Genomic DNA, 12,803 nt, shown 5'->3' with positions numbered 1-12,803 from the left:
TCCAACAGTCTGTGCACGCTCGTCACCCCCGACCGTGCGCGAAGCGTTGCGCAATGCGGGCGTGTGGTGTTCAGACACGCACGCTCGCCAGAGGTCAGCAGCCCTTGAGGCGGACGGCGAGGTAGTCGCTGACGTTGTCGAGGCCGACGCGGTCCTGGGTCATCGCGTCGCGCTCGCGGATGGTGACGGCCTGGTCCTCGAGCGAGTCGAAGTCGACCGTCACGCAGAACGGCGTACCGATCTCGTCCTGGCGCCGGTAACGCCTCCCGATCGCGCCGGCGTCGTCGAACTCGACGTTCCAGTTCTTGCGCAGTTCGGCAGCGAGGTCACGCGCCTTCGGCGAGAGCGCCTCGTTGCGAGAGAGTGGCAGCACCGCCGCCTTGACCGGAGACAGTCGCGGATCCAGGCGCAGCACTGTGCGCTTGTCCACCCCGCCCTTGGCGTTGGGCGCCTCGTCCTCGGCGTAGGCGTCGACCAGAAACGCCATGAACGACCGCGTCAGACCGGCTGCCGGTTCGATCACATACGGGGTGTAGCGGGTGTCGCCTGCCTGATCGTAATAGGACAGGTCGACGCCGGAATGCTTGCTGTGCGTGGACAAGTCGAAGTCGGTGCGGTTCGCGATACCTTCCAGCTCCCCCCACGGGTTGCCGGTGAAGCCGAACCTGTACTCGATGTCGACCGTGCGGTCGGAGTAGTGCGACAGCTTCTCCTTCGGATGCTCGTAGAGTCGCAGGTTGTCGCGGTCGATACCGAGTTCGACGTACCAGCCCAGCCGCTCGTCGATCCAGTATTGATGCCATTCGCGCGCCGTCGACGGCTCGACGAAGAACTCCATCTCCATCTGCTCGAACTCGCGGGTGCGGAAGATGAAGTTCCCCGGGGTGATCTCGTTGCGAAAACTCTTGCCGGTCTGGGCGATTCCGAACGGCGGCTTCTTGCGTTGGGTCGTCACCACGTTGGCGAAGTTGACGAAGATGCCCTGGGCGGTCTCCGGCCGCAGGTAGTGCAGCCCCTCCTCGGACTCGATCGGCCCGAGGTAGGTCTTGAGCATCATGTTGAAGTCGCGTGGCTCGGTCCACTGGCCCTTGGTACCGCAGTCCGGACAGGCGATCTCGCTCATCGGGACATCGTCCGGACCGGAATAGCCCTTCTTCGCCCCGCCCTTCTCGAAGTAGGCCTCCTGCATGTGGTCCTGCCGGTGGCGCTTGTGGCAGTTCAGGCATTCGACGAGCGGGTCGTTGAACACCTCGACGTGCCCCGAGGCCACCCACACCTCGCGCGGGAGAATGATCGACGAATCCAGGCCCACCACATCCTCGCGGCCGGTGACCACCGACCGCCACCACTGCCGTTTGATGTTCTCCTTCAGTTCCACACCGAGCGGCCCATAGTCCCACGCCGACTTCGTACCGCCGTAGATCTCGCCGGCCTGATATACGAGGCCGCGTCGTTTGGCCAGATTCGCGACGGTGTCGATGATCGAGGAAGACTGAGCCACGGGTGCACAGCCTAGCGACCCCCCGCGACGCCGTTGACATGCACGAGAGCGCATGTATTGTAGGCGTCATAATGAAAACGATTTCCACCTTGCCTGCCGCGGCTGCGCCACCGGCCGAGGGCTTCCACGAGCACAGCGGCGCGCCGTTTCCCGAGCTCCCGCCGCGCGACGTGCTCGACACCTCCGGCGACCTGCTGCGCGCATTGGCCGCGCCGGTGCGTATCGCGATCGTCCTGGCGCTGCGGGGGTCGGCGCGGTGCGTGCACGAACTCGTCGACGCGCTGGCGGTACCGCAGCCGCTGGTCAGCCAGCACCTGCGGATCCTCAAGGCCGCCGGCGTGGTCGCCGGCGAGCGCTCCGGACGCGAAGTGATGTACCGCCTGGTCGACCATCACCTCGCTGACATCGTCGTCGCGGCGGTCACTCACGCCGGCGAGGACGCACAGGGCGCCGAGTGAGCGCGACCGGTTTGCGGTCGACACGGCAACGCGCCGCGATCGCCGCGCTCCTGGACAAGCTCGACGACTTCCGCTCCGCACAGGAACTGCACGACGAGTTGCGTCGCCGTGGCGAGGGCATCGGGCTGACGACGGTCTACCGCACCCTGCAGCAGATGGCCGCGGCCGGCGCCGTCGACACGCTGCGCACCGACACGGGTGAGTCGGTGTACCGACGCTGCTCGGAGGACCACCACCATCACCTGGTCTGCCGGGCGTGCGGTTCGACGGTCGAGATTCAGGGCGGCGACGTCGAAACCTGGGCCGCCGACATCGCTCGCGAACACGGCTTCTCCGACGTCAGCCACACCATCGAGATCTTCGGCGTGTGCGGCGACTGCACCAGGGGATAACCGCCGCCGATACCGCTCAGCCGACCAGCGCCCTGCGCACGTCGGAGCCGGTGGCCAGCACCATGAGGATCAGCGTGCGCAGTGCGTCGTCGGTCAAGCCGGCAGCGGGGAAGTTGTAGCGCAGCAGGACGTCTGCGGCCTTTTTCGAGTTGCGCTTGGCGCCGGCAGCGACATCGTGGGGCGCGCTCTTGGCCGCCAGCGACACCGTGCCGAGCAACGTGTTGTGAGCATGCTCGGCGACCTTTGTCCGCAGCTTGGCGTCCAGCGGCAGGTCCCACGCCAGGATCTGGGTCAGCGACACCAACTCCAGACCCTCGGCGACGGGCACCGTGCGCAGGGAGGCCAGCGTCTGGTCATGGTGCACGGTGACGGCGCCGTCGTCCTCGCGCGTCACCGGAAGCACCCCGTCGAGTACGTCGGCCAGCCGCTCCTGCAGGCTCATCAGGCCCTACCGAAGCGACGGTTGCGGTTGACGTACTCCTCGCAGGCGGCCCACAGGTCGCGGCGATCGTAGTCGGGCCACAACTTGTCCTGGAAGACGAACTCGGCGTAGGCGGCCTGCCACAGCAGGAAGTTGCTGGCCCGCTGCTCCCCCGACGTGCGGATGAACAGATCCACGTCGGGGATGTCGGCGCGGTGCAGGTGTTTGGCGAAGGTCGCCTCCGTGATCCGGTTGGGTTTGATCTTGCCGTCGACCGCCATCTGGGCCAGTTCGCGGGTCGCCTCGACAATCTCGGTGCGGCCGCCGTAGTTCACGCAGTAGTTGATGGTGATGACGTCGTTGCCCACCGTCATCTGCTCGGCGATGTCGAACTCCTTGATGACGCTGCGCCACATCCGCGGCCGTGAGCCGACCCAGCGCATCCGCACGCCCATGTCGTTGAGGTTCTCCCGGCGGCGGCGCACCACCTCGCGGTTGAACCCCATCAGGAAGCGGACCTCCTCGGTGCTGCGGTTCCAGTTCTCGGTGGAGAACGCATACACCGTCAGGTGCTTGATACCGATTTCGATTGCGCCGCAGGTGATGTCGATGAGTACGGCTTCGCCCATCTTGTGACCTTCGGTGCGGTGCAGGCCCCGCTGGGTGGCCCAGCGGCCGTTACCGTCCATGACGACGGCCACGTGGTTGGGCACCTGGTCGGCCGGGATCCGGGGGGCGGCCTCCTTGGACGTGTGCTGAGGCGGGCGGGCGAAGCGGCCATTGGTGCCCGGTGGGATCTCGGGGAAGACGACGGGCCACGTCGACTTGTCCGGAAACGACGGGTAGTCGTCAGGCGCCGGGGGCAGCTGAGGGTAGGTCTTCCTGCCCGCCCGTTTGGTTGCCATGGGGCATATCCTGCCCGAGGCGCGTCACATGCTGGTCGCCAGCCACCGCGGTGCGGTGATCGACGAGGGCCCGGTCCACCCGGTACACCCGCTCGACCAGTGGCAACGTCCGCATCTGCCGTTCCAGATGCCATTGCAGATGCGCCGCGACCAGTCCGCTGGCCTGGCTGCGGTGCGACGACGTCGATGTTTCGGCGTGCGCCCAGTCACCGCCGTGCAGCGCGGCCATCAGATCCAGCACGGCCTGCGGCGGCGTCACCGACCCCGACGGCCTGCAGTGCACACACACGCTGCCACCGGCGGCCACGTGAAACGCCCGGTGCGGGCCCGGCGCGGCGCAGCGGGCGCACTCGGTCAGCGCAGGCGCCCAGCCCGCAATCCCCATCGCCCGCAACAGGTAGGCGTCCAGCACCAGTTCCCTGGGCCTGCTGCCGTCGGCCACCGCGCGCAATGCGGCGACCGTCAGCCGGTGCAACGCAGGCATCGGGGCCCGCTCTTCGCCGGCCAGGCGTTCGGCGGTCTCCAGCACCGCGCAGGCGCAGGTGTAGCGGCCGTAGTCGCTGACGATGTCTCCTGCGAAGGCGTCGATGGCCTGCACCTGGGTGACGATGTCGAGGTTGCGGCCCGGGTGCAGCTGAACGTCGATGTGTGCGAACGGCTCCAGCCTGGCTCCGAACTTGCTGCGGGTGCGCCGCACGCCCTTGGCCACCGCCCGCACCAACCCGTGGTTGCGGGTGAGAAGGGTGACGATTCGATCGGCTTCGCCGAGCTTGTGCTGGCGCAGCACCACCGCCCGGTCCCGATACAGCCGCATCAGGACAGTCTCGCACTGCCATCCGACAGAAGCTGTTAGCGCAGCGCCGATATCCTGGTTTGCGATGGTTGAAACCAAGCGCTTCCCCACCCTGACCCAGCAGCTGTTCCAACTGGCCAGCGGCTCGGTGACGTCGGTCAAGCTGGTCCAACGCTCCCTCGACGCCATCGCCGCCAGCCAGCCCACACTCAACGCGTTCCGCGAGGTGTTCACCGAGCAGGCACTCGCCGACGCCGCCGCGGCAGACCGCAAACGCGCAGCGGGTGAACAACTTCCGCTGTTGGGCATCCCCATCGCGGTCAAGGACGATGTCGATGTCGCGGGCGTGCCGACCCGGTTCGGCGCCGACGGCAACGTGCGCCCTGCGACCAGGGACGCCGAGGTGGTGCGACGGCTGAAGGCCGCAGGAGCGGTGATCGTCGGCAAGACCAATACCTGTGAACTGGGCCAGTGGCCGTTCACCAGCGGGCCGGCGTTCGGCCACACCCGCAACCCCTGGTCGCGCGACCACACGCCGGGCGGATCGTCGGGCGGCAGCGCGGCGGCCGTCGCGGCCGGACTGGTCGCCGCGGCCATCGGCTCCGACGGTGCGGGCAGCGTGCGGATCCCCGCGGCGTGGACACACCTCGTCGGGATCAAGCCGCAGCGTGGCCGCATCTCGACCTGGCCGCTGCCCGAGGCGTTCAACGGCATCACGGTGAACGGAGTGCTGGCGCGTACCGTCAGCGACGCCGCGTTGGTGCTCGACGCCGCATCGGGCAATGCGCCGGGCGACCGCCACCAGCCACCGCCGGTACAGGTGTCGGACTACGTCGCCCAGGCGCCCGGGCCGCTGCGGATCGCCATGTCAACGAAGTTCCCGTACACGGTGTTCCGTGCCAAGCTCCATCCCGAGATCCGGGGCGCAATGGAGGTCGTCGCCGACCAGTTGCGCGAACTCGGGCACACCGTCACCGCGGCTGACCCCGATTACAGCCTGGAGATGTCGTGGAACTTCCTGGCGCGGTCGACCTCGGGTCTGCTGGAGTGGGCCGACCGCCTCGGCCATGACGTCGCGCTCGACAAGCGCACGAAGGCCAATCTGCGCACCGGCCGGTTGCTCTCCGAACACTTGCTGCGCAAGGCCCGCGCCCGCGAGGCCCGCGCACACCGTCGTATCGGCTACATCTTCAACATCGCCGACGTGGTGTTGGCCCCGACGACCGCCCAGCCGCCGCTGGAGGTCCACGACTTCGACGGGCGCGGCGGGCTGTCGACCGATCGCGCCATGATCAAGGCGTGCCCGGTGACATGGCCGTGGAACCTGCTGGGCTGGCCCTCGATCAGCGTGCCCGCAGGGTTCACCTCCGACGGCCTGCCCATCGGCGTGCAACTGATGGGCCCGGCGCACAGCGAGCCGCTGCTGGTCTCGTTGGCCGCAGAACTCGAGGCGATCAACGCCTGGCCGATGCGACAGCCCGACACCTGGTGGGTTCCGGCGCCCGCCCCCGAACCCGAGCCCTCGGTGGTCGACGAATCGAAGATCTCGCACGCCGCGTCCCCCGAGGTCGCGTAGAGTCGTCGGGCATGACGGCGCGGCGGACTTGTGGTGATTCCCGGGTGCGCGCGGCGTATGCGATCTCCCTTGTCGCGCTGCTGGGCGGCGCTGTTGCCGGCATGCCCGCGGCCGGGGCCGACAACAAGCGGCTCAACGACGGTGTCGTGGCCAACGTCTACACCGTGCAGCGTCAGGCCGGCTGCAACACCGATATCGCGATCAACCCGAAGCTGCGCCTGGCGGCCCAGTGGCACACCAACGACGTGCTGCGCAACCGGGCGCTGAACGGCGACATCGGCTCGGACGGATCGACGGTGGCCGACCGCGCGCGCAACGCCGGCTACCAGGGCGCCGTCGCCGAGACGGTGGCGATCAACCCGGCGCTGGCCATCAGCGGTATCGAGTTGATCAACCAGTGGTATCACCGGCCCGACTACCACGCGATCATGGCCGACTGTTCGAACGTCGACATCGGTGTGTGGTCGGAGAACTCGCTGGACCGCACGGTGGTGGTCGCCGTCTACGGCACGGGCGACACCGCGCCGCCGGTGCACGGCCCGGGCCGGCCGTTCGGAGAACCTGGCTCAGGCGCCCAGAGCTGAGCCCCTAGAACCCCAGCCGCCCCAGCTGTTTGGGGTCGCGTTGCCAGTTCTTGGCCACCTTGACCCGCAGGTCGAGGAACACCTTGGTGCCCAGCAGCCTCTCGATCTGCGTGCGCGCGGCGGTGCCCACCTCACGCAGCCGGGCGCCGCCCTTGCCGATGACGATGCCCTTCTGGCTGTCGCGTTCGACGTAGAGGATCGCGTGCACGTCCATCAGGTCCCCTTGTTCTGGTGAGCGCCCTTCCCGCGGCGTCACCTCCTCGATGACGACGGCCAGCGAGTGCGGTAGTTCGTCGCGCACACCCTCCAGTGCGGCCTCCCGGATCAACTCGGCCATCAGCGTCTCTTCGGGTTGGTCGGTGAGCTCGCCGTCGGGGTAGAACGCCGGCCCCGGCGGCAGTTGCGCGGCGAGCACCGCGGTCAGTTCGTCGAGGTTGTCGGCCGCGGTCGCCGATACCGGAACGATCTCGGTGTCGGGGCCGACGAGTTCGCTGACCGCGATGAGTTGCGCGGCCACCCGGTCCCTGCCCACCTTGTCGATCTTCGTGACGACTGCGACGAGTGTGGTCTTCGGGGCGACGGCGCGGATCTGCTCGTAGATCCACCGGTCGCCCGGACCGATCTTCTCGTCGGCCGGGATGCACCACCCGATGACGTCGACCTCGGAGTAGGTGCCCTTCACCAGGTCGTTGAGCCGTTGTCCCAGCAGCGTGCGGGGCCGGTGCAGGCCCGGTGTGTCGACGAGGATGATCTGGAAGTCCGGGCGGTGCACGATGCCGCGAATGGTGTGCCGGGTGGTCTGCGGCCGGTTCGACGTGATCGCCACCTTCGCCCCGACCAGCGCGTTGGTCAACGTCGACTTGCCGGTGTTGGGCCGGCCGACGAAACAGACGAAGCCGGAACGGAACTCGGTGCTCATCGGCGGTCGAATGCACTCATGCGACGACGGCGCCCGCCCGGTCGGTGACGATGATGGCCGCGTCGGCCGAGAGCTCGCGCACCGCGGCGACCCCGTCGTCGTCCGATGACCCGCCGACCAGCACCGCCGCCTCAAGTCCTGTCGCCCCGCTGGACACCGCCGCCGCGACGGCCGCTTGTAATGCGCTCAGCCGCAACGCCTGCAGTGTGACCGGCGCACCGGCGTAGGTGCGGCCGTCGGCGTCGCGCACCGCTGCTCCGCTGGCCGCCTCGGCCCGGCCCATCGCGCCGCGCGCCAGCGTCACCAGCTTGGCGTCCTCGGGGTCCAGCTCACTCATCGGTTTCTTCCTCGGGTGTCTCGGTGGGACCGACCAGCACCGTGCCGATGCGCACCCGGCCGCGGTGGTCCGGGCCGCCCTCGGCCTGCAGCCGCAGCCCGTCCCAGGTGACCTCCGCGCCGGGCAACGGCACGCGGCCCAGTTCCAGCGCGACGAGTCCGCCGACGGTGTCGACGTCGAGATCCTCGCCGAACTCGATGTGGTACAGCTCGCCGAGGTCTTCGATGGGCAGGCGGGCCGACACCCGGTACCGGTTGTCACCCAGTTCCTCCACGGGCGGCACCTCGTCGGTGTCGTACTCGTCGGCGATCTCACCCACGATCTCCTCCAGCACGTCCTCGATGGTGACCAGCCCGGCGATGGCGCCGTACTCGTCGACCAGGAGCACCATGTGGACCCGGTCGCGTTGCATTTCGCGCAGCAGGGCGTCCAGCGGCTTGGAGTCCGGCACGAACACCGGCCGGCGCATCACCTCGGAGACACTGGTGCCGCGGCCGCCGTTGGTGGAGTGGTACGTCCGCTGCACCAGGTCTTTCAGATAGACGACGCCGACGACGTCGTCGACGTTCTCGCCGATCACCGGGATGCGGGAGTGACCGCTGCGCACCGCCAATGAGGTCGCTTGACCGGCTGTCTTGTCACTCTCGATCCACACCATCTCGGTGCGCGGCACCATCACCTCCCGCGCGGGCGTGTCGCCGAGTTCGAACACCGACTGGATCATCCGCCGCTCGTCGTCGGCCACCACCCCGCGCTGCTGTGCCATGTCGACGACCTCGCGCAGTTCGATCTCCGAGGAGAACGGGCCGTTGCGGAACCCGCGGCCGGGTGTCAGCGCGTTACCGATGAGGACCAGCAGCCGGCTCACGGGCGTCAGCACCACCGAAAGTGCCTGCAGTGGAAGGGCCGCGACCAGCGCAATGGAGTACGCATGCTGTCGGCCCAGGGTGCGGGGCCCCACTCCGATGGCCACGAAGCTGACCACCGTCATGATCGCCGCGGCCGCAGCCAGCCCCCAGGTGACACCCAGGTAGTCATCGAGGTAGGCGGCCATGAGCACGGTCGCGCCCACCTCGCACGCGATGCGCAGCAGCACGATGAGGTTGATGTAGCGCGGGCGTTCGGTCATCACCCTGCCCAGTCGCACCGCACCGGGCCGTTCGTCGCGGACCAGCTCCTCGACGCGGGCCATCGACACCGTGCTCAGCGCAGCGTCGATCGCCGCGAACAACCCGCCGAGGCCTGCGAGCACGGCCGCGACGATGAGCTGCCCCACACCGCTCACGGTGCGTCGAAGTATCGGGAGTTGTCCAGCAGCCGCCGCTCCTTGTCGGACTGGCGGTCCTGGTGATAGGCCTCGACCTGATGGGCCACCCACTCCTCGAGCAGTTGGCGCTGCAGCGTGAACATCTCCTTTTCCTCGTCCGGCTCGGCGTGGTCGTACCCCAGCAGGTGCAGCACGCCGTGCACGGTCAGCAGCGCGAGTTCCTGGCCCAGCGAGTGGCCGGCCGCACCGGCCTGGGTCGCGGCGAACTCCGGACACAGCGCGATGTCGCCGAACAGCGCGGGACCGGGTTCGGGAGCGTCGGGCCGCCCACCGGGCTCCAGCTCGTCCATCGGAAAGCTCATCACGTCGGTGGGCCCGGGCAGGTCCATCCATCGCATGTGCAGGTCGGCCATCGCCGCGGTGTCCAGCAGCACCATCGACAGTTCCGCGGCCGGGTTGACGTTCAACTTGCGGATGACGAACCGGGCGACGCTGATCAACTCCTCTTCGGAGACGTCGATGCCCGATTCGTTGGACACCTCGATGCTCATGGGGCTACCGCCGGGCCCGGCCGGTGGCGGATGCGCGCCGCTGCGCCCGGTTCATCAGCGCCGGCTCGTCGTGTCTGGCGTAGGCGTCGACGATCTCCGACACCAGCCGGTGGCGCACCACGTCGGCGCTGGTGAGTTCGGCGAAGTGGATGTCGTCGATGCCGTCGAGGATCCGCATCGCCGCGTGCAGTCCCGATGCCGCGCCACCCGGCAGGTCGGCCTGCGTGATGTCACCTGTCACAACGATTTTCGAGTTGAAGCCGAGCCGGGTCAGGAACATCTTCATCTGCTCGGCGGTGGTGTTCTGCGCCTCGTCGAGGATGATGAACGCATCCGAGATGGTTCTGCCGCGCATGTACGCCAGCGGTGCGACCTCGATGACCCCGGCGCTCATCAGCTTCGGGATCAGCTCGGGATCCATCATGTCGTGCAGCGCGTCGTAGAGCGGGCGCAGATACGGGTCGATCTTCTCGCTGAGCGTGCCCGGCAGGAAGCCCAGCCGCTCCCCGGCTTCCACGGCGGGCCGGGTCAGGATGATCCGCGACACCTGCTTGGTCTGTAATGCGTTGACCGCCTTGGCCATTGCCAGATAGGTCTTGCCGGTGCCTGCGGGGCCGATGCCGAACACGATGGTGTGCGCGTCGATGGCGTCGACGTAGCGCTTCTGGTTCAGCGTCTTGGGCCGAATGGTCTTGCCCCGCCGCGAGAGGATGTCGAGGGTGAGCACCTCGGCAGGCGACTCGTCGCCGGTGCCGGTGAGCATCGCGACGCCGTGCCGCACCACCTCCGGTGTCAGCGACTGACCGTTGGCCACGATGGTCATCAGCTCGGAGACCACCCGCTCGGCGAGCGCGACGTCGGCGGGTTCACCGGCGAGGGTGAGCGCGTTGCCGCGCACATGGATGTCGGCGGCCAGGATTCGCTCGAGCGCGCGCAGGTTCTCGTCGGCGGAACCCAGAAGGCCCATGACGAGGTCGGGCGGCACATCGATCTTCGAGCTCGTGCTGCGTACCGACTGAGGAGACTCGGAGGCCTGCGGCGAGTCAGCGGTTGTCTCGCGGGGCGTCAAGAGGGTTCGATGCCTGCTTTCTGGGGTCTGGCCTGGTCGTAGCTGTGGTCACAGTTTACCGCCGGGTGCTGGCGCATCCCAATGGTTAACCGCACCGGCCGCATCACGACCACCTGGAGGTGAGGACGCCGAGCGCGCCCAGGGCGACCGCCGCGGCCGTCGAGGTGCGCAGCACCGTGGGGCCCAGCCGGACCACCGTCGCCCCCAGCTCGTCGAACGCGGTCAGCTCGTCGTCGGCGATGCCGCCTTCGGGACCGACGACCAGGCTCAGCGAGTCCGCGCCGGCCACCGGCACCTCGGTCAGCCGACGCGTCGCCGACTCGTGGAGCACAAGCACGACGGAGCCGTCACCGGCAAGCGACGACAACAGCTCGGCCGTCGACAACGGGCCGCTGACCGGTGGGATGTGTGCGCGCCGCGACTGCCGGGCCGCCGACCGGGCCACCGCGGCCCAGCGCCGCAGGCCCTTGTCGACCTTGGCGGCGCCGTCCCACCTGGCGACACAGCGCGACGCCTGCCACGCCACGAAGGCGTCGGCACCGGCCTCGGTGGCCAGCTCGACGGCCAGTTCGGCGCGATCCGATTTGGGCAGGGCCTGCACCACGGTCACGGTGGGCCTCCCTGGCGGGACGGTGCGACGGTCCAGCACCCGCGCCGCCAGCCTGCCCCTGCCGACGTCTTCGACGACGCATGAGGCCAGCGCGCCGGCGCCGTCACTGAGGTCGAGCCGCTCGCCGACGCGGATCCGGCGCACGTTGGCCGCGTGGAAGCCCTCATCCCCGTCCACGACGGCGAGGTCGCCGGCGGGCGGCAGCGCGTCCACGTAGAACAGCGCGCGGGTCACCGGTCAGCGACCGGTGAACGTCTCGCGCAGCCTGCTGAACAGTCCGCCGCCGGTGGCCGCGCCGGCGTGGGTCGACCGCACCTCGGCGGCGTCGCGGTTGCGCTTCTCCTTGAGCCTGCGGAGCAGGTCGACGTCCTCGTGGTCGAGTCGGGTCGGCACCATCACCTCGATGTGGGCGTGCAGGTCACCGCGCACTCCCGAGCGCAGGTGCGGCATACCGTGCCCGCGCAGAGTGGTGACCGCTCCGGGTTGAGTGCCCGCCGGGATGGTGATCTCGGTCGGCCCGTCGAGGATCGCCTCGACGGTGACCGTGGTGCCCAGCGCGGCGTCGACCATCGGCACCGAGATGGTGCAGTGCAGGTCGTCCCCATCGCGGAGGAACACCTCGTGCGGCTTCTCGTGCACCTCGACGTACAAGTCGCCTGCGGGCCCGCCGCCCGGTCCGACCTCGCCCTGCGCGGCCAGCCGCACCCGCATCCCGTCACCGACGCCTGCGGGGATCTTCACGCTGATGTCCCGTCGGGCCCGCACGCGCCCGTCGCCGCCGCAGCGGTGGCAAGGGTCGGGAATGACCTCGCCGACGCCGCCACAGACCGGGCACGGCCGCGACGTCATCACCTGACCCAGAAGCGAGCGCTGCACGCTCTGTACCTCGCCGCGGCCACCGCAGGTGTCGCAGGCCACCGGCGTCGAGTTCCCATGGGTGCCCTTGCCCTGGCACAGGTCGCACAGCACCGCGGTGTCGACGGTGACCTGCTTGGTCACCCCGGTCGCGCACTCGTCGAGGTCCAGTCGCATCCGCAGCAGTGAGTCCGAGCCCGGCCGCACTCGCCCGACCGGTCCGCGGGCGGTGCCGCCGCCGCCGAAGAACGCCTCGAACACGTCACCGAGCCCGCCGAACCCGCCGGAGAAGCCGGCTCCGTTCGCCCCCGCCGACGCCAGCGGGTCACCGCCCAAGTCGACGATGCGGCGCTTCTCCGGATCCGATAGCACCTCGTAGGCGACGCTGATCTCCTTGAACCGCGCCTGGGCCCCTTCGTCCGGGTTGACGTCGGGATGCAGTTCGCGCGCCAGCCTGCGATAGGCGCGCTTGATCTCCGAATCCGTCGCGCCCCTGCTCACCCCGAGCAGCCCGTAATAGTCGCGTGCCACGCTGACCCTGCCTGTTCCTGGTTGACGATGCCGG

At 69.0% G+C, this 12,803-nt stretch carries 15 protein-coding genes; 4 read left to right on the top strand and 11 right to left on the bottom strand.

Annotated features, from left to right (window positions below):
• Positions 1-94: 94 nt before the first annotated feature.
• Positions 95-1,501, bottom strand: a complete 1,407-nt coding sequence (locus K3G64_RS17685) for a glycine--tRNA ligase (protein ID WP_238886160.1) — start codon at positions 1,499-1,501, stop codon at positions 95-97.
• Positions 1,502-1,572: 71 nt separating this feature from the next.
• Between K3G64_RS17685 and K3G64_RS17680 the strand changes: the two genes are divergently transcribed.
• The gene (locus tag K3G64_RS17680) at positions 1,573-1,959 is read left to right on the top strand and encodes an ArsR/SmtB family transcription factor (protein WP_238886158.1); all 387 of its coding nucleotides are present in this window, start codon (positions 1,573-1,575) and stop codon (positions 1,957-1,959) included.
• Complete coding sequence (locus K3G64_RS17675) at positions 1,956-2,351, top strand: Fur family transcriptional regulator (protein ID WP_238886156.1); 396 nt, start codon at positions 1,956-1,958, stop codon at positions 2,349-2,351. The genes K3G64_RS17680 and K3G64_RS17675 overlap by 4 nt, the downstream gene beginning before the upstream one ends.
• 16 nt (positions 2,352-2,367) lie before the next feature.
• Here the strand turns inward: K3G64_RS17675 and K3G64_RS17670 are convergent, their stop codons facing one another.
• From K3G64_RS17670 to recO, 3 genes are read right to left on the bottom strand one after another with little or no spacing between them, the layout of a single operon-like run.
• Positions 2,368-2,793: a hypothetical protein gene (locus K3G64_RS17670; protein ID WP_238886154.1), complete on the bottom strand. Its 426-nt coding sequence runs from the start codon at positions 2,791-2,793 to the stop codon at positions 2,368-2,370.
• On the bottom strand, positions 2,793-3,677 hold the full coding sequence (locus K3G64_RS17665) for a decaprenyl diphosphate synthase (protein ID WP_238886152.1): 885 nt from the start codon (positions 3,675-3,677) through the stop codon (positions 2,793-2,795). Before K3G64_RS17665 ends, K3G64_RS17670 begins: the two co-directional genes overlap by 1 nt.
• Positions 3,622-4,491 (bottom strand): DNA repair protein RecO, encoded by an 870-nt coding sequence (gene recO / locus K3G64_RS17660; RefSeq protein WP_238886150.1) that lies wholly within the window; start codon positions 4,489-4,491, stop codon positions 3,622-3,624. Before recO ends, K3G64_RS17665 begins: the two co-directional genes overlap by 56 nt.
• Before the next feature lie 64 nt (positions 4,492-4,555).
• On the opposite strand from recO, the gene K3G64_RS17655 reads away from it, so the two are divergent.
• On the top strand, positions 4,556-6,046 hold the full coding sequence (locus K3G64_RS17655; protein ID WP_238886148.1) for an amidase: 1,491 nt from the start codon (positions 4,556-4,558) through the stop codon (positions 6,044-6,046).
• A gap of 11 nt (positions 6,047-6,057) precedes the next feature.
• A complete protein-coding gene (locus K3G64_RS17650; protein WP_238886146.1) occupies positions 6,058-6,630 on the top strand; it encodes a CAP domain-containing protein in 573 nt (190 codons plus the stop codon).
• 4 nt (positions 6,631-6,634) lie between these two features.
• On the opposite strand, the gene era is transcribed toward K3G64_RS17650, so the two are convergent.
• The 7 genes from era to dnaJ form a co-directional block, all read right to left on the bottom strand.
• The gene (gene era / locus K3G64_RS17645) at positions 6,635-7,549 is read right to left on the bottom strand and encodes a GTPase Era (RefSeq protein ID WP_238886144.1); all 915 of its coding nucleotides are present in this window, start codon (positions 7,547-7,549) and stop codon (positions 6,635-6,637) included.
• Positions 7,550-7,565: 16 nt separating this feature from the next.
• Positions 7,566-7,886, bottom strand: coding sequence for a cytidine deaminase (locus tag K3G64_RS17640; RefSeq protein WP_238886142.1), 321 nt, complete (start codon positions 7,884-7,886; stop codon positions 7,566-7,568).
• Positions 7,879-9,171, bottom strand: coding sequence for a hemolysin family protein (locus tag K3G64_RS17635; RefSeq protein ID WP_238886140.1), 1,293 nt, complete (start codon positions 9,169-9,171; stop codon positions 7,879-7,881). The genes K3G64_RS17640 and K3G64_RS17635 overlap by 8 nt, the downstream gene beginning before the upstream one ends.
• Positions 9,168-9,704: an rRNA maturation RNase YbeY gene (ybeY, locus tag K3G64_RS17630; protein ID WP_238886138.1), complete on the bottom strand. Its 537-nt coding sequence runs from the start codon at positions 9,702-9,704 to the stop codon at positions 9,168-9,170. Before ybeY ends, K3G64_RS17635 begins: the two co-directional genes overlap by 4 nt.
• A 4-nt stretch (positions 9,705-9,708) precedes the next feature.
• Complete coding sequence (locus K3G64_RS17625; RefSeq protein WP_238886136.1) at positions 9,709-10,773, bottom strand: PhoH family protein; 1,065 nt, start codon at positions 10,771-10,773, stop codon at positions 9,709-9,711.
• A 103-nt stretch (positions 10,774-10,876) separates the two neighbouring features.
• On the bottom strand, positions 10,877-11,617 hold the full coding sequence (locus tag K3G64_RS17620) for a 16S rRNA (uracil(1498)-N(3))-methyltransferase (RefSeq protein WP_238886134.1): 741 nt from the start codon (positions 11,615-11,617) through the stop codon (positions 10,877-10,879).
• Between the two features lie 3 nt (positions 11,618-11,620).
• Complete coding sequence (gene dnaJ / locus K3G64_RS17615) at positions 11,621-12,769, bottom strand: molecular chaperone DnaJ (protein WP_238886132.1); 1,149 nt, start codon at positions 12,767-12,769, stop codon at positions 11,621-11,623.
• Positions 12,770-12,803: the final 34 nt, after the last annotated feature.

It is taken from the genome of Mycobacterium sp. IDR2000157661, from assembly GCF_022317005.1.
GTDB lineage: Bacteria > Actinomycetota > Actinomycetes > Mycobacteriales > Mycobacteriaceae > Mycobacterium.
This window is presented reverse-complemented; position numbering and strand designations above follow the sequence as displayed.